Annotated in this window: 19 protein-coding genes; 5 read left to right on the top strand and 14 right to left on the bottom strand. The window is 60.3% G+C overall.

Features of this window, described 5'->3' with window-relative positions; genetic code table 11:
• Positions 1–27 precede the first annotated feature (27 nt).
• The 3 genes from ycaC to ACEN8E_RS08260 all read right to left on the bottom strand — a co-directional run bounded on the left by ycaC (position 28) and on the right by ACEN8E_RS08260 (position 2,354).
• Positions 28–654: an isochorismate family cysteine hydrolase YcaC gene (ycaC, locus tag ACEN8E_RS08270; RefSeq protein ID WP_495592174.1), complete on the bottom strand. Its 627-nt coding sequence runs from the start codon at positions 652–654 to the stop codon at positions 28–30.
• A gap of 57 nt (positions 655–711) precedes the next feature.
• Positions 712–1,395: an isochorismatase family protein gene (locus tag ACEN8E_RS08265; protein ID WP_495592173.1), complete on the bottom strand. Its 684-nt coding sequence runs from the start codon at positions 1,393–1,395 to the stop codon at positions 712–714.
• A gap of 92 nt (positions 1,396–1,487) precedes the next feature.
• The gene (locus ACEN8E_RS08260) at positions 1,488–2,354 is read right to left on the bottom strand and encodes a pirin family protein (RefSeq protein WP_495592172.1); all 867 of its coding nucleotides are present in this window, start codon (positions 2,352–2,354) and stop codon (positions 1,488–1,490) included.
• Positions 2,355–2,458: 104 nt separating this feature from the next.
• On the opposite strand from ACEN8E_RS08260, the gene ACEN8E_RS08255 reads away from it, so the two are divergent.
• Positions 2,459–3,367 carry a LysR family transcriptional regulator gene (locus tag ACEN8E_RS08255; RefSeq protein WP_495592171.1) on the top strand — a complete coding sequence of 303 codons (909 nt, stop codon included), beginning with the start codon at positions 2,459–2,461 and terminating at the stop codon, positions 3,365–3,367.
• 247 nt (positions 3,368–3,614) lie between these two features.
• Entirely contained in the window at positions 3,615–4,418 is an 804-nt protein-coding gene (gene dkgB / locus ACEN8E_RS08250) for a 2,5-didehydrogluconate reductase DkgB (RefSeq protein ID WP_495592170.1), read from the top strand.
• Positions 4,419–4,421: 3 nt separating this feature from the next.
• Here dkgB and ACEN8E_RS08245 read toward each other — a convergent pair whose 3' ends face one another.
• The 5 genes from ACEN8E_RS08245 to ACEN8E_RS08225 form a co-directional block, all read right to left on the bottom strand.
• Entirely contained in the window at positions 4,422–7,649 is a 3,228-nt protein-coding gene (locus ACEN8E_RS08245) for a transporter substrate-binding domain-containing protein (RefSeq protein ID WP_495592169.1), read from the bottom strand.
• Entirely contained in the window at positions 7,650–8,276 is a 627-nt protein-coding gene (locus ACEN8E_RS08240) for a response regulator (protein ID WP_495592168.1), read from the bottom strand.
• 108 nt (positions 8,277–8,384) lie between these two features.
• Positions 8,385–8,786 (bottom strand): chemotaxis protein CheY, encoded by a 402-nt coding sequence (locus ACEN8E_RS08235; RefSeq protein ID WP_495592167.1) that lies wholly within the window; start codon positions 8,784–8,786, stop codon positions 8,385–8,387.
• A 208-nt stretch (positions 8,787–8,994) separates the two neighbouring features.
• Positions 8,995–11,709, bottom strand: a complete 2,715-nt coding sequence (gene mgtA / locus ACEN8E_RS08230) for a magnesium-translocating P-type ATPase (protein ID WP_495592166.1) — start codon at positions 11,707–11,709, stop codon at positions 8,995–8,997.
• Between the two features lie 617 nt (positions 11,710–12,326).
• A complete protein-coding gene (locus ACEN8E_RS08225) occupies positions 12,327–12,839 on the bottom strand; it encodes a PaaI family thioesterase (RefSeq protein ID WP_495592165.1) in 513 nt (170 codons plus the stop codon).
• A 446-nt stretch (positions 12,840–13,285) separates the two neighbouring features.
• Here ACEN8E_RS08225 and ACEN8E_RS08220 point away from each other — a divergent pair, with 446 nt between their 5' ends.
• Positions 13,286–14,809, top strand: coding sequence for a family 2 encapsulin nanocompartment cargo protein terpene cyclase (locus ACEN8E_RS08220; RefSeq protein ID WP_495592164.1), 1,524 nt, complete (start codon positions 13,286–13,288; stop codon positions 14,807–14,809).
• A 51-nt stretch (positions 14,810–14,860) separates the two neighbouring features.
• On the opposite strand, the gene ACEN8E_RS08215 is transcribed toward ACEN8E_RS08220, so the two are convergent.
• Entirely contained in the window at positions 14,861–15,844 is a 984-nt protein-coding gene (locus tag ACEN8E_RS08215; RefSeq protein WP_495592163.1) for a GlxA family transcriptional regulator, read from the bottom strand.
• Between the two features lie 88 nt (positions 15,845–15,932).
• On the opposite strand from ACEN8E_RS08215, the gene inhA reads away from it, so the two are divergent.
• Entirely contained in the window at positions 15,933–16,619 is a 687-nt protein-coding gene (gene inhA, locus ACEN8E_RS08210) for an isonitrile hydratase (RefSeq protein WP_495592162.1), read from the top strand.
• Between the two features lie 340 nt (positions 16,620–16,959).
• Here inhA and ACEN8E_RS08205 read toward each other — a convergent pair whose 3' ends face one another.
• Positions 16,960–17,448 carry an SRPBCC family protein gene (locus tag ACEN8E_RS08205; protein ID WP_495592161.1) on the bottom strand — a complete coding sequence of 163 codons (489 nt, stop codon included), beginning with the start codon at positions 17,446–17,448 and terminating at the stop codon, positions 16,960–16,962.
• 161 nt (positions 17,449–17,609) lie between these two features.
• Here ACEN8E_RS08205 and ACEN8E_RS08200 point away from each other — a divergent pair, with 161 nt between their 5' ends.
• Positions 17,610–18,014, top strand: coding sequence for a lysozyme inhibitor LprI family protein (locus tag ACEN8E_RS08200; protein WP_495592160.1), 405 nt, complete (start codon positions 17,610–17,612; stop codon positions 18,012–18,014).
• A 137-nt stretch (positions 18,015–18,151) separates the two neighbouring features.
• Here the strand turns inward: ACEN8E_RS08200 and peaD are convergent, their stop codons facing one another.
• The 4 genes from peaD to peaA form a co-directional block, all read right to left on the bottom strand.
• The gene (gene peaD, locus ACEN8E_RS08195; protein ID WP_495592159.1) at positions 18,152–19,270 is read right to left on the bottom strand and encodes a quinohemoprotein amine dehydrogenase subunit beta; all 1,119 of its coding nucleotides are present in this window, start codon (positions 19,268–19,270) and stop codon (positions 18,152–18,154) included.
• 24 nt (positions 19,271–19,294) lie between these two features.
• On the bottom strand, positions 19,295–19,618 hold the full coding sequence (qhpC, locus tag ACEN8E_RS08190) for a quinohemoprotein amine dehydrogenase subunit gamma (RefSeq protein ID WP_008016081.1): 324 nt from the start codon (positions 19,616–19,618) through the stop codon (positions 19,295–19,297).
• A gap of 1 nt (position 19,619) precedes the next feature.
• Entirely contained in the window at positions 19,620–21,050 is a 1,431-nt protein-coding gene (peaB, locus tag ACEN8E_RS08185) for a quinohemoprotein amine dehydrogenase maturation protein (protein WP_495592158.1), read from the bottom strand.
• A gap of 83 nt (positions 21,051–21,133) precedes the next feature.
• Positions 21,134–22,714 carry a quinohemoprotein amine dehydrogenase subunit alpha gene (gene peaA, locus ACEN8E_RS08180; RefSeq protein WP_495592157.1) on the bottom strand — a complete coding sequence of 527 codons (1,581 nt, stop codon included), beginning with the start codon at positions 22,712–22,714 and terminating at the stop codon, positions 21,134–21,136.
• Positions 22,715–22,973 lie beyond the last annotated feature (259 nt).

Raw genomic sequence — 22,973 nt, 5'->3', positions numbered from 1 at the left:
CTCCCACAGGGGATCTTCGTAGCCGTACTACTTGCTGTTGGTCAGCGTGCTGTAGCTGGTCATCAGGTTGCGGTAATCCGGAATATGGTTGGAGAACAGCGTGCCCAACCCTTCGATGTCGTTGCGCCAGTCGCGGTGCAGTTCACAGGCCAGGCCGAACCAGGTCATCAGTTGCGCGCCCTGAGCGGTCATACGGCTCCACGCCGATTCGCGGGTCAGCTCATTGAAGGTGCCGGATGCATCGGTGACCACAAACACGTCAAAGCCTTCGGCCAGCGCCGAAAGGGCCGGGAACGCCACGCAGACTTCAGTCACCACGCCGGCGATGATCAGTTGTTTCTTGCCGGTGGCCTTGATCGCCTTGACGAAATCCTCATTGTCCCAGGCGTTGATCTGGCCAGGACGGGCGATGTACGGCGCGTCCGGGAACAGGGCCTTGAGTTCGGGCACCAGCGGACCGTTGGGACCGGTCTCGAAACTGGTGGTGAGGATGGTCGGCAGCTTGAAGTACTTGGCCAGGTCGGCCAGGGCCAGCACGTTGTTCTTGAAACGGTCCGGATCGATGTCGCGTACCAGTGACAGCAGGCCGGTCTGATGATCCACCAGCAGCACGGCGGCGTTGTCCTTGTCGAGACGCTTGTAGGAAGTGGTCATTGCAGTAGTCCTCGCGTGTTATCGATGCCGAGTGAAAATCGGCGTGGGGGTAACCGGTTAGCGCCGGGAGTCCAGCACTTCGTGTTCGTTCGCCACTTGCTGGGCCTTGAGGTAACTCTCGATCAGCAATTGATAGTGCGGCATGGCCTGGGCGTAGACAGCGGCCCACTGTTCGGCATCCGGGCGGTTCCACGAGCCTTGCAGCTCGGAGAGCGTCGCCATGATGTCAATCGGCACCACCCCGGCCTGGGCCAGGCGGGCAACGGTCAGCTCGGTGGCCAGCTTCGAGTGGTTGCCGGAGGCGTCGACTACGGCGAACACCCTGTAGCCTTCATGCACGGCGGCGATGGACGGGAACGCCAGGCACACGCTGGTCAAGGTGCCAGCGATCACCAGAGTTTTCTTGCCGGTGGCTTTGACCGCCGCGTGAAACTCCGGATTGTCCCAGGCGTTGATTTCACCTTTGCGCGCCACGTATTGCGCATGGGGCGCGGCCTGGTGGATCTCCGGAATCAACGGCCCGTTCGGCCCTTGTGGCACGGATGCCGTGGTGATCACCGGCATCTTCAGCAGTGTCGCGGCCTTGGCCAGGGCAATGGCGTTGGCGCGCAGTTGTGGCACGTCCATGTCCTTGACGATCTGGAACAGTCCGCTCTGATGGTCGATCAACAACATGGCGGCATCGTTGGGGTCGATGGTGGGTTTCTGGCCATCGAAGTTGGCAGCATTGACGGTGTTCATAGGCGTTTCCTCTTTCTTTCAGGCAACAGCCATCCCTGGCCTCGGACCGGCCTACGCGTCCTGTGTAGAGCGGGTTGTTGAAACGAAGCGGGTTAAGCGTGCATCCGGCCGAAGCGACCGGACTGGAAGTCGGCGAAGGCCTGGTGGATTTCCTGCTCGGTGTTCATCACGAATGGCCCGTGACCGACAATCGGCTCGTCGATCGGCTCGCCGCTGAGCAACAGCACCACCGCGTCTTCGCTGGCTTCGAGGGTCAGCTGATCACCCTTGCGATCGAACAAAGCCAATTGCCCCTGGCGCACCGACTCCAGGCCATTGACCTGAACCGTGCCACGCAAAACCACCAGTGCGGTGTTGCGCCCTTCATGCAGATCCAGGGTGAGCAACTTGCCGGCATTCAAACGAATGTCCCACACGTCGACCGGGGTGAAAGTACGCGCTGGGCCTTGGCGGCCGTCGAACTCACCGGCGATCAGGCGCAGGCTGCCGGCGTTGTCCTTCAGGGCGATGCTCGGGATGTCGCGGTCGAGGATCGTCTGGTAGCCGGGGTCGGCCATCTTGTCCCTGGCCGGCAGGTTGACCCACAGCTGCACCATTTCCAGGGTGCCACCGCTTTTGGCGAAACCTTCGGAGTGGAACTCTTCATGCAGGATGCCCGAGGCGGCGGTCATCCATTGCACGTCACCAGGGCCGATCTTGCCGCCACTGCCGGTGGAGTCCCGATGCTCCAGTTCGCCCTTGTAAACGATAGTCACGGTTTCGAAGCCACGATGCGGATGCTGACCAACGCCACGCCGTTCGGTGGTCGGGGTGAACTCAGCGGGGCCGGCATGATCCAGCATCAGGAACGGGCTGATGTGTTTGCCCAGGTTGTCGTAGGAAAACAGCGTGCGAACCGGAAAACCGTCGCCGACCCAATGGGTTCGTGGACTGGTGTAGATACCGATGATGTTTTTCATGGTGTCTCCTGGTGAGGTGAGTGAAGCCATGGACAAAGCTTAAAACCGTGACCTTTGCTGCGCTAGACTGCAAAAATCAGCTTTAGCGTTCTATTTGGAGAACGATGGTGGAAGACCTCAACACCCTCTACTACTTCACCCAGGTGGTGGAACATCACGGTTTTGCGGCGGCGGGCCGGGCACTGGACATGCCCAAGTCCAAGCTCAGCCGACGCATTGCCGAGCTCGAAGAGCGACTGGGTGTGCGCCTACTGCACCGTACCAGCCGGCATTGCTCTTTGACGGAAATCGGCCAGGCCTACTACCAGCGCTGTCTGGCCATGCGGGTGGAGGCGGAAAGCGCCGCCGAACTGATCGAGCGCAACCGCTCCGAGCCTCAGGGCCTGGTGCGTGTCAGTTGCCCGACGGCGCTGCTCAACTCCTGGGTCGGGCCGATGCTGACCCGCTACATGCTCAAGTACCCGCTGGTGGAGTTGTTCATCGAGAGCACCAATCGCCGGGTCGACCTGATTCACGAAGGCTTCGATATTGCGTTGCGGGTACGCTTTCCGCCGCTGGAAAACACCGACATGGTGATGAAGGTACTGGGCAACAGCACCCAGAGCGTGGTCGGCAGCCCGGCCTTTTTATCGCGCCTGTCGACACCGGCCTCCCCGGCCGACCTCAGCGGCTTGCCGAGCCTGCACTGGGGGGCGGCGCAGCGCGAATATCAGTGGGAACTGTTCGGCGCCGATGGCAGCACGGCAATGATTCGTCACGCGCCGCGGATGGTCACCGATGACCTGTTGGCCTTGCGCCATGCAGCGGTTGCCGGGATTGGCATCGTGCACCTGCCCAGCGTAGTGGTGCGCGACGAAATTTCCGCCGGTCAACTGGTGGAACTGGTACCGGGATGGGCGCCGAAAAGCGGTGTCATCCATGCGATCTTTCCTTCACGTCGGGGGCTGCTGCCTTCGGTGCGCACGTTGATCGATTTTCTCGGGGAGGAATTCAGCCGTAGCGATATTGCTTAAGGGCCGGGGTAAGGCTTTGGACCGAGTCGCCGCCTTCGCGAGCAGGCTCGCTCCCACAAGGGCAATGCATTCCTCCCCTGTGGGAGCGAGCCTGCTCGCGATGGCGTCAGACCAGACACCATCAACACATCTTCCTGCCCCTATTCTTGATTTGCGGTAAACATTGCTTTGCCGCCCCAGCGGTTTTTCTCACGGATGCAGGCGCGGATACTGCCGCCCATTCCCACTGCAACCTCTGGAGTCATCAATGTCCATTCCCACCTTCGGCCTGGGTACGTTTCGCTTGCAAGGCCAGGTGGTCATCGATTCGGTGAGCACCGGCCTGGCGCTCGGCTACCGGGTGATCGATACCGCGCAAATCTACGAGAACGAAGCCGACGTCGGCGAGGCTATTGCCACCAGCGGCATCGCCCGTGAAGAACTGTTCATCACCAGCAAGATCTGGGTTGCCAACCTGGCTGGTGATCGCCTGATCGACAGCCTGAAGGAAAGCCTGCGCAAACTGCAGACCGATTACCTGGACCTGACCCTGATCCACTGGCCGTCGCCGGAAGATCAGGTGCCGGTCGAAGTGTTCATGGGTGCCCTGCTCGAAGCCAAGCGCCAGGGCCTGACCCGACAGATCGGTGTGTCCAACTTCACCATCGACCTGATGCAGCAGGCAATAGCGGCCATCGGCGCCGAGCACATCGCCACCAACCAGATCGAACTGCACCCGTACCTGCAAAACCGCAACGTTGTCGCGTTTGCGCAGAGCCAGGGCATCGGCATCACGTCATACATGACCCTGGCCTACGGTGAGGTCCTCAACGACCCGCTCATCCAGCAGATCGCCGAACGCCTGCAAGCGACGCCGGCTCAGGTCACCCTGGCCTGGGCCATGCAATCGGGTTACGCCGTGATCCCGTCTTCCACTCGCCGGGCCAACCTCGAAAGCAACTTGAAGGCGAGCGAGCTGACCTTGAGCGAGGCCGATATGGCGTTGATCGCAACGCTGGATCGCGGCCACCGGTTGACCAGCCCCAAAGGCATCGCGCCGAGCTGGGATTGAGCCTCAATCCTGATCGAGGCTCTGGTCCAGGCGGGTCATGGCTTGCTGCAACTGGTCGACGGCGTCGTCGACCAGTGCCGCACGGCCGTCATGGCACGCCCGCTCCAATTGTTCGCAACACTCCACCAGGCCGCGTGCTCGCACCATCAGTGCCCCACCCTTGATCCGGTGTGCCAGTTCCTGCAAACCAGGACGATTGCCACCGGCGTGCAAGGCCAGCAAATGCACGCGGTCCTCGCGATTGCTCAGCGCCAGGTCGTGCATCAGTTGATCGATCAGCTCGCGGTCCGAATCCGCATAGCGCTCCAGCCCACTCAGATCGAACTCGGCAAAGCCATGGTCGTCAGTTGCCGCCGGGAGTGTGCTGGAAAACCGCTGAGCCAGCCACGCCTGCAAATCCACCAGGCGAATCGGTTTGAACAGGCAATCATCCATGCCCGCCGCCTGACACCTGGCCTTCTCCTCGGCCTGCGCATTGGCGGTAAAGCCCAGTATCAGCGTCGACGACAGCCCCTGCGCCCGCTCCTGCTCACGTATCGCGCCCGCCAACTCATATCCACTGAGCACCGGCATGTTGCAGTCGGTAATGATCAGGTCGAACCCGTCTGCGCGCCACTGTTCAAGCCCCTGTGCCCCGTCTTCGGCCAGCACCACATGGTGGCCCAGGTAGCTCAACTGCCGCGAGAGCAACAGGCGATTGGCCGGATAATCGTCGACCACCAGAATCGACAACGCCCGGGTGGTGAGCAGCGCCGGATCCTGGGGTAGCTCCCCTGCGGGTAACGCTTGCAGGACAGGCAGCGCCAGGCTGATGTCCACCCGCGTCCCGCGCCCGAGCTCACTGTCGAGTTGCAACTGGCCGCCCATGGTTTCGCACAGGGTACGACTGATCACCAGGCCCAGGCCGGAACCTTGCCGGGCGCTCTGCTGACTGTTGCCCGCCTGTACGAAAGGGCTGAACAGGCGTTGCTGGTCGAAAGCGCTGATACCGATGCCGCTGTCTTCGATCTGTACGCTGACGGCGAGATGCGCCGGGGCTTGAGGCTGCGCGCGCAGGGTCAGGCTCACCTGGCCTGCACGGGTGAACTTGATCGCATTGCTCAGCAGGTTGGACAGCACTTGTTTGAAGCGCGTGGGATCGAGCATCACGTCGCAGTCACTGTGTTCGTCGAGCTCGACCCGCCACTGCAGATTCTTCTGCTTCGCCAACCCTTCGAACACCCGGCAGACCGAGGTCACCAGCGCGTGCAGATTGACCCGTTCCGGCGCCAGCGACAAATGCCCGGACTCGATTCGGGCGACGTCCAGAATGTCGCCGATCAGATCGAGCAATTGCTGCCCGGCGTCGGACGCGACCTCGATGGCGGCGCGGTCGGTCACGCCTTCATCGGCCCGTTTCAACGCCAGTTCGAGCATGCCGATCAAGGCGTTCATCGGCGTACGGATTTCGTGGCTCATGGTGGCCAGGAACGTGGTCTTGGCGCGGTTGGCGTCATCCGCCGCGTCCTTGGCTTCCTGCAATTGCCCGAGCAATTGCTGACGCTGGCGAATCTGCCGCCGCTGCCAGACGATCCCGGCCAAGGCGAGCAACAGCAAGGCACCCGCCACCGCAAACGCCTGCACGATCGCCTGCCGGTGTCGCAGCCAGTAGCTCTGCTCGACCATCGAGTCATAGCGCCAGGGTTGAGCCAGCTCGTCGATTTCTTCGGGAGGAATGCTCAACAGCGCCTTGTCCAGAATCGAATGCAGTTCGCTGGCCTCGCGACTGGTTGCCAGGGTGCTTCGCGCGGGGTCGGTGCCCACGGTGCTGGTCACTTGCAGGCGATCGCGGTACTGCCGGGAAATCAGGTAACGGGCGCTGATCAACGAGTTGATGCTGCCCTGGACCTTGCCCTGGGCAACCATTTCCATGGCGTCCGCGGACAGTGGCGCATCCACCAGCCGGATCAGTGGGTAGTGTTGGCGTATGTACTCGCCGGCGATGTTGCCCCGGGTCAGCGCCAGGGTTTCCCCCGCCATGTCATCCAGCGTCCTGGGGCTGTCCGTGGCTGCGCGGGTCACCAGCACCGATGGGCTGCTCAGAAACGACCGGGTGAACAGCAGTTCATCTTCACGCTGGGAACTGAGGCCGATACCGGCCAGCACATCGATCTGTCCGCTGGTGACGCTGCTCATCATCTCGGCCACCGACTTCATGCCCCGGATGTCAAATTGCAGCCCGGTGCGCGAACTGATTTTCGTCAGCACATCGACGCCAATACCGCGAAATTTGCCTTCGCTGTCGATAAATGTAATGGGCGGGATGTTTTCGTTGATCGCCACCCTCACCCGTGGGTGGCGTTCGAGCCAGCGCTGTTCGGCCATGCTCAATTGCAATGATTGGGTGCCCAGGATAGAGACCCCGTTTGCCCCCCAACGACGCAGGATATTCATTTGCTCATTGGTGGTGATGGCCGCCAGCGCCTTGTTGACGATGTGCAATAGCGCGACGTTCTCGCGGTCCATCGCAAAGGCAAAACGCCCGGGCTCCATGGGCGAGAAGTCCGTCAGGCGCACGTTGTTCAGGTAGTTCCTGCTGATCAGATAATGGGCATTGATCGCATCACCCAGATAGACATCGGCCTGGCCGAATGCCACGGCGCCCATCGCCGCCAGTGTCGAGGGAAACAGCTGGACCTGCGCCTTGGAATAGAACTGTTGCACGCTGTATTCGGGCAAGTAGTGATACAGCATCACCAGCCGCTTGCCGGCCAGTGTCGGGTCGAGTACCGGAGGGAAATCGGTACGCGTGACCAGCACCGGCTGATCGACTGCGTAGGCGCTGGACATCTGCAACTGTGGATCTTCGGCTTCAAATCGATTGGCCGTTCCCAGCAGGTCGGCCTGCCCTTCCTTGATGGCCCGCACCGCGTCGGCGCGCGACGGATAACGTTGAACATCAATGACGACGTTCAACATTTGTTCGAGCAACCCGGCGTAATCGGCTGTCACGCCCTCGAACACTTTGCCCGCCGTATTGAACTCGAAGGGGGGATAGTCCGGCGCCGAGACAGCCAGCACCAATCGGCCCTTTTGCTGTAGCCAGCGCAACTCGGTTTCCGACAACCTGGCGCTCATGCCTTCGACACTCGAGCGTCCCAACAGGGTCAGCGACTGCTGGGCACAGACCGTCGACGCCCATAGAAGCAGGCCAGTCAGCAGCCAACCTGCCAGTCGCCCTGGAGTGTTCATTCAGATCAAATGATTGCGCAGGGCGAAATCCCTCAAGTGCACCGACGAACTCACGTTGAGCTTGAGGGTGAGTCGTGTCTTGTAGGTACTGACGGTCTTGTAGCTCAGATGCATGATCTCGGCGATCTCCAGGTTTTTCGAGCCTCGGGCCAGGTACTGCAGAATGCTCAACTCACGATTGGAGAGCTTGTCGATCAACTGTTTTTCACTGCGCTGCAAATCCCCCATCGACACGGAACTCGAAGGGATCTGGGCGAAATAGGTGTAGCCGGACATCACCGAATTCACCGCCGCCTTCAAGTCCTCCAGGTCCTTGCTCTTGGAAACATAGGCAACGGCCCCGGCCCGCATGCAGCGATCCTGATAAAACTGGGCCTCCAGCGAGGTGAACACCACCACGCGACATCGCGTATTTTCGGCCTTGATACGGTCCATCACCTCAAGCCCCGCCACGCCCGGAAGGCCCAGATCAAGCAACACGACATCCGGTAGATGCTCCCGGATCAATGACAAGACCTCATCGCCACGGGAGGCCTCGTAAATCCGCTTGAATCCTTCACCCCTGAGTACGAGTTTGATCATGGAGCGAACCACAGGATGATCTTCCACAATCAGTGCTGACTTCATGACAACTCCCGTGCAAAACAACACGATCGGGCAACAAATGCCCTCCAGGCACCGCAGCGGTTGGGCACAACGCTGCGCATAGACTTTTGCATGGAAGGCTGAAAAGGACTACCTGACAGAAATGACAGTTCCGACGAACGGACGCCGATGATCGACGGCGCCCATCAACTGCGTGATTGACGCCAGGTCAGGCAGAGCGGCCCGGCTGACCTGGACTTTACCCCCAACTGGCGGCAACGGCGCCTGCTGTTCATTGAAGATCAACCCGTGGTGAACCTGCGAGTTGTCGGCAAGAAAACTGAACAGGTCCAGCGATCCACTGGCCATCGCCCCATTGACGAGCACCAGATCCAGAGGCTCGCAACCGTACTCCACCAGTGGAAGGAGCTCGTCGAGGCTCTGCACCGGCGCCACCCGAAAGTAGCCGAGCTGGTTGAGCAGCCGCTCAATCCGCAGGCGGTTGAAGTGCTGCGCATCGGCGATCAGGATGCGCAAGGATTTGTTCGGCAAGGTGACCTCCAAAAGGATGTCGGTTTCAAGAGGTCGCAAAGCCTACGGAAGATGTTCTTAGGTTTATGTAGGAATATTCCTAAATCCATCTGGGTTAGTCTGACTCTTGTCAGTTCAACCTGCTCGCGATAGCGGTGGGTCAGTTGACATGGATATCGACTGACACTCAGTCATCGCGAGCACGCTCGCTCCTACAGGGGGGTGTCCCTTATTGCCAGCCAAACCGCCGGATATAGAACCCCTTCACCGCCTGGGTCAGCGCCATGTACGCCAGCAGGATCACCGGCAGGAACACGAAATACAGCGACGGCAATGCCTGCAGCTTGAAGTAATGCGCCAGCGGTCCCATCGGCAGGAAAATCCCCACGGCCATGATCAGCCCGGTCATCACCAGCAACGGCATGGCCGCGCGGCTCTGCAGGAACGGGATCTTCGGCGTGCGGATCATGTGCACGATCAGTGTCTGGGTCAGCAGCCCGACCACGAACCAGCCAGACTGGAACAGGGTCTGGTGATCCGGGGTGTTGGCATCGAACACGTACCACATCAAGGCGAACGTCGTGATGTCGAAGATCGAACTGATCGGCCCGAAAAACAGCATGAAGCGCCCGACATCCGCCGGCTGCCAGCGCTGCGGTTGCTTGAGCATTTCGTCATCGACGTTATCGAACGGGATGGCGATCTGCGAAATGTCATAGAGCAGGTTCTGCACCAGCAGGTGCATCGGCAGCATCGGCAGGAATGGAATGAACGCACTGGCCACCAGCACCGAGAACACATTGCCGAAGTTCGAACTGGCGGTCATCTTGATGTACTTGAGCATGTTGGCGAAGGTCCGGCGGCCTTCCAGCACGCCCTCCTCCAGCACCATCAGGCTTTTTTCCAGGAGGATGATGTCGGCCGCTTCCTTGGCGATATCCACGGCGCTGTCCACGGAAATACCGATGTCGGCGGTGCGCAGGGCCGGGGCATCGTTGATGCCGTCGCCCATGAAACCGACCACATGGCCGTTGCCCTTGAGCAGACGGACGATGCGTTCCTTGTGCGAGGGCGTCAGTTTGGCAAAGACATTGGTGGTTTCCACCGCTTTCGCCAGTTCGGCATCCGTCATGCGTTCGATATCGTTGCCCATCAGCAGGCCCTGCTGTTCCAGGCCCACTTCGCGGCAGATCTTCGCCGTCACCAGTTCGTTGTCGCCGGTCAGCACTTTCACCGCCACGCCGTGGGCTGCCAACGCCTTGAGCGCCGGTGCAGTGCTTTCCTTGGGCGGGTCGAGGAACGCCACGTAACCGATCAGCGTCAGTGCCTGCTCGTCGGCCAGGCTGTAGGTGTCGCGTCCTTCGCTCATCGGCCGTGCCGCTACCGCCACGACACGCAAACCCTCGGCATTGAATGTGGCCGTGACCTGACGAATGCGCGCCAGCAATTGTTCGGTCAAGGCTTCATCGACTTCGCCGTGACGCACCCGCGAGCAGACCGCCAGCACCTCTTCCACCGCGCCCTTGCAGATCAGCAGGTGCGATTGATCGCGCTCGGCGACCACCACTGACATGCGCCGACGGGTGAAGTCGAACGGAATCTCGTCGACCTTGCGAAACGCCGTGCCGACTTTCAATTGACGATGAATTTCGACGTGTTCGAGCACTGCCACATCCAGCAGGTTTTTCAAGCCGGTCTGGTAGTAGCTGTTGAGGTAGGCCATTTCCAGCACGTCATCGGAGTCATTGCCCCAGACATCGACGTTACGCGCCAGGAAGATCTTGTCCTGGGTCAGGGTGCCGGTCTTGTCGGTGCACAACACATCCATGGCGCCGAAGTTCTGGATGGCGTCGAGGCGTTTGACGATGACTTTTTTGCGCGACAGGAACACCGCGCCCTTGGCCAGGGTCGAGGTGACGATCATCGGCAGCATTTCCGGGGTCAGGCCCACGGCAATCGACAGCGCGAACAGCAGCGCTTCGGTCCAGTCGCCCTTGGTGAAACCGTTGATGAACAACACCAGCGGCGCCATCACGAACATGAAGCGGATCAACAGCCAGCTGACTTTGTTGACCCCGGTCTGGAACGAGGTCGGCGCCCGGTCAGTGGCGCCGACCCGCTGGGCCAAGGCGCCGAAATAGGTGCTGTTACCGGTGGTGAGAATCACCGCCATGGCCGTACCGGACACCACGTTGGTGCCCATGAACAGGATGTTGTCCAGGTCCAGGGGGTTGAGCGTGTCGCGGTCCTGCTGATGGGGAAATTTTTCCACTGGCATCGATTCGCCGGTCATGGCTGCCTGGCTGACGAACAGGTCCTTGGCACTGAGTACCCGGCAATCGGCGGGAATCATGTCACCGGCCGACAGCACGATCAGATCGCCAGGCACCAGTAGCCTGATCGGCAATTCGATGCGCTGCGCGCTGAGGTCTTCAAGGTCCCGGCGCATTACCGTGGCAGTGTTGCTGACCATGGCCTTGAGGGCATCGGCGGCCTGGTTGGATTTGGTTTCCTGCCAGAAGCGCAGCAAAGTCGAGAGCACCACCATGGAGAAAATCACGATGGCGGCTTTCATGTCTTCGGTCAGCCACGAGATGACCGCCAGCAGTGTCAGCAGCAGGTTGAACGGGTTTTTGTAACAGTGCCACAGGTGCGTCCACCAGGGCAGCGGTTGTTCGTGCTCGACTTCATTGAGGCCGAACTGCTCGCGCAGGGCATCGGCTTCAAGCTCGCTCAAGCCATCGGTGTGACTGCCCAGATTGTTGAGCAACTGACCCGTTTCGCTACCGGCGGCGGCCACCAGGGTTTGCGCCAGGGTCGGTGGGACTTCACGGCTGACCGTGGTGTCGGTGAAGGTTTCCAACAACGCCAGGCGACGGAAGTGCCGGACGATGTGGCGGTTACGCAGGAAACCTGCGAAGAATTCCTTGAGGGTAAGTTTCATGGCTGGTGCCCCTTTGGTCAGCCTGGAAACCGTTCAGCAGGCAAGTCCACGCCTGTGTCGCCGGAACAACCGGCAAAGCCAGGCCTGGCGCGCCGGTCACGAATGACAGGCGTGTCGATAGGGCGGCGGCCACGACAAAAAAAGTCGAAACCACGCTCTGTTCAGCGTCGATGAGAGGGACGTCGGGACATGGCCAGGACTGGCCATGATCAGGATGCCGCTGCTCGCTTTTCGGCGAGACAACGGCACAGGAGACTGCGCGTTATCTTGCCGAGAAAATGCCGGTTACCGAGACCGGCCGACAACTGTCACTCGAACAAGTACCCACTGTGGGTCTCCGTAATGGTTGAAAACGCGCGAAGCTTACGCCCCGATATTTGGAGAGTAAACCCGTTACAAAATCTTGCCGGAGGAAATGCGGGGTTCTTCAGGAAGGGTTCAGGATTCTGGATTTGCCGTGTTGCTTCTGGCCTCTTCGCGTGCAGGCTCGCTCCCACAATGGACCTGTGTTTACAGAACCTGCGCGGGAGCGAGCCTGCTCGCGATGGTCGTCAACGATAACGCGTGTTTACTGGTTGAACGCGGCGCCTATGAGTCCATCGCGAGCGAGCTCGCTCCTACAGTGGCCCGGTTTTGTTTTCTGCTTGCGCGGCGGCCCTGAGTTGCTCGGTATCGGCGCGGACAAAGATGGAGTCCCCGACGGCGGTGAGGACATCCCCGGCGAACACCTCGCAGATGACCCGGCTTTTGCGTCCGACTTCGCCTTCGACTTTTGCACGCAGTGTCAGGCGCACCCCCATCGGGGTGGGCTTGATGAACTTGATGCCCAGGTTACCGGTGACGCAAGTGATGTGGGGCAAACTGCCTACCTCGCGCTGTTCTGCCCGGTAGTGATAAGCCATCACCGCCCAGTTGGAGTGGCAATCGACCAGCATCGCGATCAGGCCGCCGTAAACCAGATCCGGCCAGCCGCAATACTTGTCATCGGGCATATGCTCCGCCACGACATGCACCCCGTCTTCATGCCAGAAGCTCTTGATGTGCAGCCCGTGCGGATTCTGGCTGCCGCAGCCATAACAAACGCCTTCAGGCGCGGCGATGTCTTGAAGCGAAGTCTTCTGCGTGGTCATAGCGTGTCCATCCTTAATACTGGCGGCGAATTGTTGCGGTTCAAAGCGGCCGATCAATAAAGCGAAGATGCTTTCGCCTTTTCCAGCGGGAGCGAGCAGAGGACAGTATCGGACCGATGCCGATAATACATAGCCGATACAGGCTGCAGAAGACCTTCCCGGCGGCGCCTTGCTCAAGCGCTCTACAGGTTACTTTGTGAAAGCCACAACGCCTGCGTCGTTGCCTGCAGGTACGCCAGCGGGGTCACCGGGCTTTCCGCGAAAGTTGTCTGTCTGGAGAACGGATGAGCGCCAATGGGAATTAGTCCATTGCGCTTGTGCTTCCCCGCTTGCGGCGGTACTGCAGTTGAACTAGATTTTTGATTCACAAAATCACACGTCTGGCGTTCACTACGAAGTCTGGTCCGCAGTCATGTCCAGTAGCGAAGACATATTGGAGTCTTGCTATGGAAGAGCTACTGATACTGGTCAGCCCGACAGATCGCCAGACCGGCCACGCCCCCAAAATGCAGGTGCACCGCCAAGGCCTGCGGCATCGCGCATTTTCCGTTTTCATTTTCGATCGCAGCGGGCGTTTGCTACTGCAACAGCGTGCGCTTGGCAAATACCATTGCGCGGGGCTTTGGACCAACACCTGTTGCGGTCATCCTCGCCCGGGTGAACGAACGGTCGCCGCAGCACAACGGCGATTGCGCGAAGAAATGGGAATGACCTGCAAGCTGATCAAAGTCTCCACACTGCTGTATCACGAACCCGTTACCGACGATCTGATCGAGCATGAATACGATCATGTATTCGCAGGCATCTGCGACACGGACCCGGTCGCTAACCCCGATGAGGCCTTGAGCTGGCAGTGGCTGGCACTCTCGCAGATTTGCGTGGCCATCGACGCTGCCCCGCAGACGTTCACCGCATGGTTTCTGAAGATCTTCGAGATATTCCACTTGAACGGCGTACAGCAATGGCATGACCTTGCATTGAATGCCACGCGGCGAGGCCCGACAGGATCACAATGGCAGGTACCTCCACTGTATTGCCCTGCGCCATGCCGGATCGATGAAGCGCTCGCCTCAGAGGTCGATGACCGGCTGATGTTCTGGATTGAAGAAACCGGCATCTTTGCCGGCCAGCAGCAAAAGATTCGCGCCTCGGGCTTCGGGCGCTTCGCCATGTTGTGCCACACGGACACTGACGATCCGGATCGACTGCTGTTATCCGCTCAATGCATTGCCGCACTGTTCGCCGTGGATGACTACTACTGCGATGACGAAAGCACCGGATCGATACCGGCACTGGTTGGTCCCAGGCTGGCCGTCGCGCTCGCCGCACTCGAGCCCGCGCACTTGATCGAGCCTCATCGTGCGGATCTGGAACTGGCCCTGACCAGCGACCCCGTGCTGGTCGGCCTGCGCGCGTACATGACGCGTGTCAGCGAGTTCGCCACGCCTGCCCAGGTCGCCAGGGTCCGCCATGAAATCATCGCCATGTTCGTCACGATGACTGCCGAAGCCGCCTGGCGCATCAATGGCATTACCCCGGCCCTCTGGGAGTACCTGGCCCAGCGCCAGGTCAATAGTTTCCTGCCTTGCATGTCGTTGATCGACGTCATCGGTGGCTATGAATTGCCGGCCAATGTCTACTCCTCACCAGCCGTGCGGCGAGTCACGACGCTCGCTGCCAGTGCGACGATCATCGCCAATGACCTGTACTCGGCCCCCAAGGAAAGCCGGGCTCAAGTCGGTGACTTCAATCTGCCGTTGCTGTTGGCGAATGAATCGGGCTGTTCGATCAAGCACGCCATGAAGCAAAGCGCCGCTATTCATGATGACGTGGTGCGCCTGTATGAAGCTGCCGAACAAGAGGTGCTCGCGGACGCCTCACCGCTGCTCAAGCGTTATCTGGCCGGGGTAAAAAGCTGGGTGGCGGGCAGTCTGGAGTGGCATCGACACAGTGGTCGTTACCAGACCTGAACTCTGACTGCCCGGTGGGACAATTGCATCGGACTCAGGCAATAAAACGCTTCAACGCTCGCCTGTATCTGCTGCAGCACTGACCGAAAACCGCTCCCGATAAGCCTGCGGCGTCACGCCCATGGCTCGCAGGAAGCTGCGGCGCAGGGTTTCTTCGCTGCCGAAGCCGCATTGCACCGCCACCCGCTTGATCGGCACGCCGGTATCGCTGAGCAGACGCCGCGCGGTTTCGACACGGATCAGTTCGATGGCCCGGGCCGGGGTCTGGCCGGTGTCGGCGCGGTAGTGGCGCACGAAACTGCGTTCGCTCATGCCGGCCTGCAAGGCCAGGGTCGGGATGCCAAGGTCCTGGGTCAGGTTTTCACTGATCCAGGCATGAAGTTCGTCGAAACGGTTGCCTTCCTGTTGCAATGACAGGGTCACGCTGAATTGCGACTGGCCACCCGGACGCTTGAGAAACACCACCAGTTGCCGGGCGACTTCCAGGGCCATGCTGCGCCCGAGGTCTTCTTCGACCATGGCCAACGCCAGGTCGATGCCGGCCGTCACCCCGGCCGAGGTCCAGACCGGGCCGTCATTGATGAAGATCGGGTTGGGCTCGACGTGCAGTTGCGGGTGCTGCTGCGCCAATTGCTCGCAGCGGGTCCAGTGGGTGACCACGCGTCGGCCATCGAGCCAGCCGCTGGCCGCCAGCAGAAACGCACCCGTACACACCGAGGAAACCCGCCGGCAGCCACCGGCATGCTCGCGCACCCAGGCGACCAACGGCGCATCTTGCGCCGCTGCGTAAACCCCCCAGCCACCGGCGATGATCAGGGTATCGGTGCCCTCATCCGGCAACGGTTCGGCCAACAGCGCCAACCCCGCCGACGACATCACCGCCCCGCCGCCGCTGGCAATCACCGTCGGTGCGTAGGGTGGCGGCTGGCCTTGCTGGCGGGCTATGTCGTTGGCCGAAGCGAATACCTGCAACGGCCCGGTGACGTCGAGTATTTGCACGTTGGCGAAAGCGAGCACATGGATGGTTTTCGACATTTGGCGTAATTCGTGGGGATATTGGCGTATACGCCAAAGCCTACGGGCCTACAGTCAAACCGTCCACCCACTTCACGAGAAAAACACCATGACGTTGCAGATCGGTTTTCTGTTGTTTCCACAGGTTCAGCAACTGGACCTGACCGGCCCTTATGACGTACTGGCCTCTCTGCCGGATGTGAAAGTGCATCTGGTCTGGAAAGACCTGATGCCGGTCACCGCCAGCACCGGCCTGCTGTTGAAACCAACCACCACCTTTGAAGACTGCCCGGCGCTGGACGTGATCTGCGTGCCCGGCGGCAGTGGCGTCGGGCCCTTGATGGAAGATGACCAGACCCTGGGCTTTCTCAAGGCTCAGGCCGCCAACGCCCGATACATCACTTCGGTGTGCACCGGCTCGCTGGTGCTGGGCGCGGCGGGCTTGCTCAAAGGCAAACGCGCCACCACTCACTGGGCGTATCACTCATTGCTCAAGCCGCTGGGCGCAATCGCGGTGCAAGACCGGGTGGTTCGCGATGGCAATCTGCTGACCGGTGGCGGCATCACCGCCGGTATCGACTTCGCCCTGACCCTGGCTGCCGAACTGTTCGACCAGGCCACCGCCGAGCTGGTGCAGTTGCAACTGGAATATGCCCCGGCCCCGCCGTTTACCGCGGGCAGCCCCGAGACGGCCCCGGCCAGCGTGTTGGATGAGGCTCGCCAGCGGGCTGCCGGCTCGTTGAAGCTGCGGGCGGAAATCACCGAGCGCGCGGCGGCGAAACTCGATCGACAGTGAAAAAATGGCGGCGGGAGCCCGGTTCCCGCCGCCACGGCTTTTCCTTTGCGCACAAAAAAACCCGCCGTAGCGGGTTTTTCCAAGACCATGACGACTCCTTGTCGCAGCGTTCCTTGCATATGGTCGATCATCCATGATCCTGAGCACATCCTGTGCTTCAGTGGGTGAGGCCAGAATACGCATCGGATCCAAATTGTAACAGGCGATATCACTACCATCGCGTGTAAGACATTCGCTATAAGCCACCTTCCGAAAACCCTTAGGCGCCTCAGGCTTCGTGCCTGGAGGCCGCGATTTTCGCGACTTCCAGCTGACTTATTTGCCGACAGGGGCTCAGGCTTCAGCGTCCCTCCTGCTCACGGGCCTTGTCACTCTCGACGAGAAAATATTCGAGTCTGCTCAATTGCTCTTCCCAGCCACGACTATCCATGTAGTAAGCCTCCTTCTGACGTATGTCGGGAATGTGAGCGAAACCTGACTCGGATACCTTGAGCAGCGTGCCGTCTTCGTAGTCTGCCAGCTCGAATTTCACCAGCGTGGTGGGCTCCTGGGAGTAGTCGATCTTCGGATTCACCGCGTAAGGGTGCCAGCGAAACGAAAACAACTGCTGTGGTTCGACCCGTTCGACCAACACATTCCACAACACATGTTCATAACCGGGATACGTGACCTGCCCCTGCGTCCACTCACCGGCAATAAAACGCCTGCCTTCGAGCGCAACGCCAAACCATTGACCGAACGCCTCTGCATCGACCAATGCACGCCATACATGGGAGCGCGGCGATTTGAGTATTATTTTGCGTTCAAAACTATTGGGTACTGGTTTCATACGTCACCTCCTGTTCTGAACAACAGTAGGCCTCTAAGACCACATGTCCAGTCCGAAAGTTGTATGCATCGGGTGCCAGTGGTCGTAATCACGGTATGGAGGTCGACATTTGTCTGGCTACACTGCTCCCCAAACTTCCCCTGTCACAGCGAGTTTCTGCCATGCACGCACGTTTTCTCCTGGCGCTGACGCCCTTGTTGTTCACCTCCCTGGCCCACGCTGCCGCGAACTGCGACAACGCCAGCGACCAGACCACGATGAACCAGTGCGCGGCGCAACAGCATGCGGCGGCGGACAAGGAATTGAATGCGCTTTACCAGCAAATCACTTCACGCCTGAAGGGCAATCCCGACAGCAAGAAGTTGCTGGTGGGTGCGCAGCGGTCGTGGATTGCGTTTCGCGATGCCGAGTGCAAGTTCTCGGCGTCCGGGGTGGAAGGCGGGAGTGTGTATCCGCTGATCTACGGCAATTGCGTGACTGAACTGACCAGGGCGCGGGTGGAGACGCTCAAGACTTACCTGAAGTGTCAGGAAGGGGATTTGGGGTGTCCGGTGCCGGGGGTTTGAATCTCTAACGCCTGTCAGGGCCTCTTCGCGGGCAAGCCCGCTCCCACAGTGGTTTGTGTGATGCCAAAGATTGCAGCTTCACCATAAACCTGTGGGAGCGGGCTTGCCCGCGATAGCGTCAGTCCAGACGCCGCAATTTACCGGACAAAAACCTGCGCCGTGGTAATCGCCATGTCTCCGCCCGGCATCTTGATGCTGCCGACCTGCTTGAGGCTGTCGGCATCGAAGATCGCCACGTCGTTGAATGTTCCGGCCAGGTAGATCTTGCTGCCGTCCTTGTTGAAGGAAATGCAGTAGTAGGAATGATCGAGCGTGGCGGACTGAAGCATTTTCTTCTGCTTGATGTCGTACTTGGCCAGTCGGTTGAGCACGCCAAACATCAGGTTCGGGTCCTTGGGCGAGCGCATGCCGCTGAAGTAGATCTCCGTCAGGGGCCCGAAGTCGGTGGTTTCGGTCTTGCCGGTCTTCAGGTCGACGCTGAACAGGCCGTACAGGTATTCAGCGGTGGCCGGGTCCTGCTTCTTGTCCTTGAACTTCGCCGCGGTGTACAGCAGCGAGAAGTCATGCCGGTACGTCTGCTGGTTCCACACGTAGAGCACGTCGGGTGCGCTGTAGTTCGGGCGTTTCCAGTGCCGGCTGGGGATCAGCACGTCGAACTTGCCGGTCTGCACGTTGACCTTGTAGACATCCGCCCCCGCCACGTACAAGGTGCCATCGTCGCCACTCTGCATGATGGTCAGCTGGCGTGGTGCCGGGAAACTGCGCACGGGTTTGGCGTCCATGCCACCGTCGGTTTTGTACACATCGAGCCGCGGCTGCTGCACTTCGTAGTGATCGTTCATCATCAGCGTCGGGTTGGCGACGGTGAACAGCTCCTTGCCGTCGTGGCTGAGGGTGAAGGCGAACATCGACCGCGCTTTCTCGCCGGGCTTTTGGGTGATGCTGGCGTGGAACACCTGTTTGCAGTTGTCCAGTTCGACACCGTAGACATCCGAATAGTGATTGTTCAGCACGTAGGCAGTCTTGCGGTCCGGCGACAGTTGCACGGTGCCGGGGCCGAAGGCATCGGGCATCTTGCAGGTCTTGAACAGGGTGTCGGTGGCCAGGTCGATCACGTGCAGGTTGTTCGGGTAATTGGTGGTCAACATGTACTCGTGACCATCCTGAAGAGCAGTGTTTTCATCAGCCAGAGCATTGACCGAACAGGTGCTCAGGACGGCGAACGCGGCCAGGCCGCAGGCTTTGATGCTGTGCATGCTGGAATCCTTCTTCTTATCTGATCACTTGTCTTTGGGGAAGACAGTGCCGAGGTTGCGCCAGTTGTCGTTGGACGCTTGCGCATCCTTGTTCCAGTCCGGGTAGGTGCTCATCATGTCCGGCACCTGGGCTGGCCACCAGCACGGGTCGGAGCAGCCATACAGGTCAGCCTCCATCGGCTGGCACAGCGACGACACTCCGCCAAACGCATCGATTTCCCAGCCCGGGTCGGTGGTCGAGGCACAGCCCGCCACCGAGCTCATGGCCACCACTTCTTCGATGCGGTTCTCGTCCGCGGCCTGATCCAGCTTCAACGCTTTGTTATTGATTGCCTTGAGATGTTTCATATCAGTGAGCCTTGCGCGGAGTGATGTAACTGCTGATGAACGCAGGGTTATTGGCCATGATCCGGGTGTAGACCTCGATGCCGAAGTCGACCCAGTCACGCATCAGTTCGCAGTAGTGATAAGTCGGGTGCGTCGGATCGCCGTAGCGGGCGTAGCTCTCGTGGTAACAGCCACCGGAGCACAGGTTGCGAATCTGACAGTCTTCGCAGCCAGTGTTGGTGCGGTCCAGGCGCTGGGACAGGAAGTCGTTCAACTCCACCTGTTTCACACCGCTGTGCACGTTGCCGAAGGTCGGCAGGCTCGAACCGGTAAAGCGGTGGCACAGGTTCAGCTCGCCCTTGTGATCCACCGCCAGCATCTTCAGGCCCGCGCCGCACGGCAGGGCTTTCTTGTGGCCTTCGTGGATATCGGTGATCAATTGGTGCAGGTTGGAGAAGCCGATATTGCGGTGCTCCAGCGCCGCCTCCAGGTAACGCTTGCCGAGTTTTTTCATGTTGGCGAACACCTGCACCAGTTCATCGCTGGTGAGGTTGAAGCTGCTGATGTCGCCGGAGGTCACCGGGGCAAAGCCGACTTCGGCGAAACCCAGTTCGTTGAACAGGTGATCCCAGATGGTTTCGACGTCGGTGACGCCGGTGGTCAGGGTCACCCGCGCCCCCACCGGACGGCTGTTGTAGCGCGACAGCAGCATCTCGGCCTTGCGCCGCACCACGTCATAGGTGCCCTGCCCGCCCACGGTGATGCGGTTGCGATCGTGCACGGTTTTCGGACCGTCGATACTCACTGACAAACCAAAGCGGTGGGCGTTGAGGTAGTCCACGGTTTCTTCGGTGAGCAGCGTGGCGTTGGTGGTCATCACGAACTCGACGAACTTGCCGGCCTCGCGAAAACGCTTCTCACAGTAGTCGACCATGTACTCGATCAGCTTGCGGTTGCTCAACGGTTCACCGCCGAAGAACACCACGGTGAAACGCTCTTCGTCCGGGGATTCGCGCAGTAGCATTTCCACCGAGGCAATCGCCGTTTCGACGTCCATTTTCTTGCCCGCCGACGGCTTGTCGAGGTCTTCCTTGTAGCAGTAGGTGCAACTCAGATTGCAGCCGGTGTTGACGTTGAGTACCACGGTGTTGATCGCCGTGCGCTCGACCCGTTTGGTGGCGATGTCCGGGGTCAGCGGCGAGCCGTCGCTGACCAGTTCCAGGGCCATCAGCTCGCGCAGGGTTTCGGTGATTTCCTCACCGTTGAAACGCCCGTCCAAACGCTGGATCAGGTCGTCCGAGGAACAGCCGGGACCGCGCAGGGTATCGATGATGGTGCCCGTCAGCTCATCGCTGGCGAACAGCGAACTGCTGGGGATGTGAAACAGCATGCGGTCGGCATCGACCTGCACTTCGTGCAGATTGCGTTCGACCAGATTCAAGATAGCGCCCATGGCAAACCTCCTGTGCAGGCCCCGTTTTGCGGGGCTTGCGATCATTCCGAAAAGTGTCTGGATCCGTTAAACGATCAAACAACTCATGGAATGGGTGGATTGTTCCAGCGTTGCACGGTCACGATCATGTGGCCCTCGCCGGTCAGGGATTTTCCTGCGTCGTCGACGGCGGCGATCACCTTGAGGTTGCCGGCATTGTTGGTGGACATCTTGCGCGCCGGGTTCGGCCCGGCATCGCCCGGAGTGAACACGCCGGCGTCGGCCTGCATGGTGCCGGCGAACTTGACGTCCTCGTCTTCCTTGGCGCGGTCATCGAAGGCCTCGACCTTCCACTGCGCCGGGAACACGCCGATGCGATACGGCTTGCCGTCGGCGCCCTTGCCCCAGGCTTCGGCATCAAAACGGCCCTGGACTTTCGGCGTCGAACCGCCGCCCTCGCCAATCCGCGCCACCGAGAACTCGGGCACGACCTTGACCGCGTCGATCTTGCTGTAGACCGAGAGCTGCGGGCCTTTCAGCGTACCGACAGTGACCGCGCGCGCCCCCGATTGGGCATTGGCGGCGGTCTTGAGTTTGACTTTGATCTGTTCCGGGCTCTGCGAGATGACTTCGACCACTTCCACGCCTTTGCCGAAGTTCGGCTTGCCGGTCAGGCCACTGCCGATCAGGGTCACTTCGGTTTCGCTGCCGGCCTTCACGTAGCCCGGTTGCACCGCCAGCAAGCGCTGGGAACCCTGTTTGGCGGCGACGAAGTCCAGGCCGCGCTCATCGTGCTCGGCCTCGAACATCCGGCCCTGCATCGCATTGCCCTGGGCGGCGAACACCTGGCGCATGGTCACGCCATCGATGATCACGTTGCCGCGCCATTCATAGCCGGTGTAGAGAATCGCGCTGCCGTCGCCATTGAACGGGCTGCCGTCGGCGTACTGGCCTTTGACGCTGACCTTGAAGGTGTCGCTGCCATCGGCACTCACGGTCATGACACCCGCCAGCTCCCCCTTGCCCGGCAAGTGACCGCTGAAACTCCAGTCGCCCACCAGCGCATCGGCCTTGGGCGCCACGCTCTGCCATTTTTTCCAGGCCGGGTTGTCCAGCGGATAACGCTTGGCCAGCAGCGGCACCATGTCTTTGCGGGCGATGTCGAACCAGTCGCGGTCCCGGGCCAGTGCCTGATACTCCAGGGACGGCCACTGACCGAGGTGGAAATTCACCAGGCGTTCCCATTCCTGCGCCGGACGCCGTTGCAGAGCCACCCGCGCACCGGAGTGGCAGCGGCCGCACATCTGGCTGGTCTGGTCATCGAAGTGCTCGACGGTATTGAGCCGCCGCTCCAGCGCATAGCGCACGCCGTCGGTTTCGCTCGGCGCCAGGCCCTGGGTATCGGCCAGGTACTTGACCAGCGTGCGCCGGTCGTCATCGCTGATCTGCAATCCGTGCATGGTCTGCATACGGGCGATGCTCATCAGCCAGCCTTCCGGCGTCTTGCGCTGGTGGCTGATGCGGCTGAGGGCGTTATCGGCTTCGGGGGTGTGACAACCCTGACAGGTCTCCTTGAGGATGGTCTGGGCGTCGCGGGCTGCCAGGCTATGAGGCGAATGCAGCGCTACACAAGCGGCTACGGCCAGCAGGCTGGCGCTCATGCCTGATCGGAGTTTTCTCTTCATCAACGTCGAACCTCGCACGGTGCGTTCTTATTGTTGTGGCTTATCGTTTTTATGGTTTCTGCCGTCGGCCTTGATCCGCCGACGGAGGCAAGAGAAACGTCTGAGATGTGCAATACACAGAGCGTGCCAGCTTGCAGATAAGCTTTTTTATCAATCACTTGCGTTGAGTTGACTGCATTGAGCCATGCCTGGACGCGATGAACGGCGTCTAGTTTCGCGACAGCTGTTGCAGTCTGAGACAGCATAGTTGCCCGGCCAG

It is taken from the genome of Pseudomonas sp. Pseusp9 (genome assembly GCF_059491265.1).
This window is presented reverse-complemented; position numbering and strand designations above follow the sequence as displayed.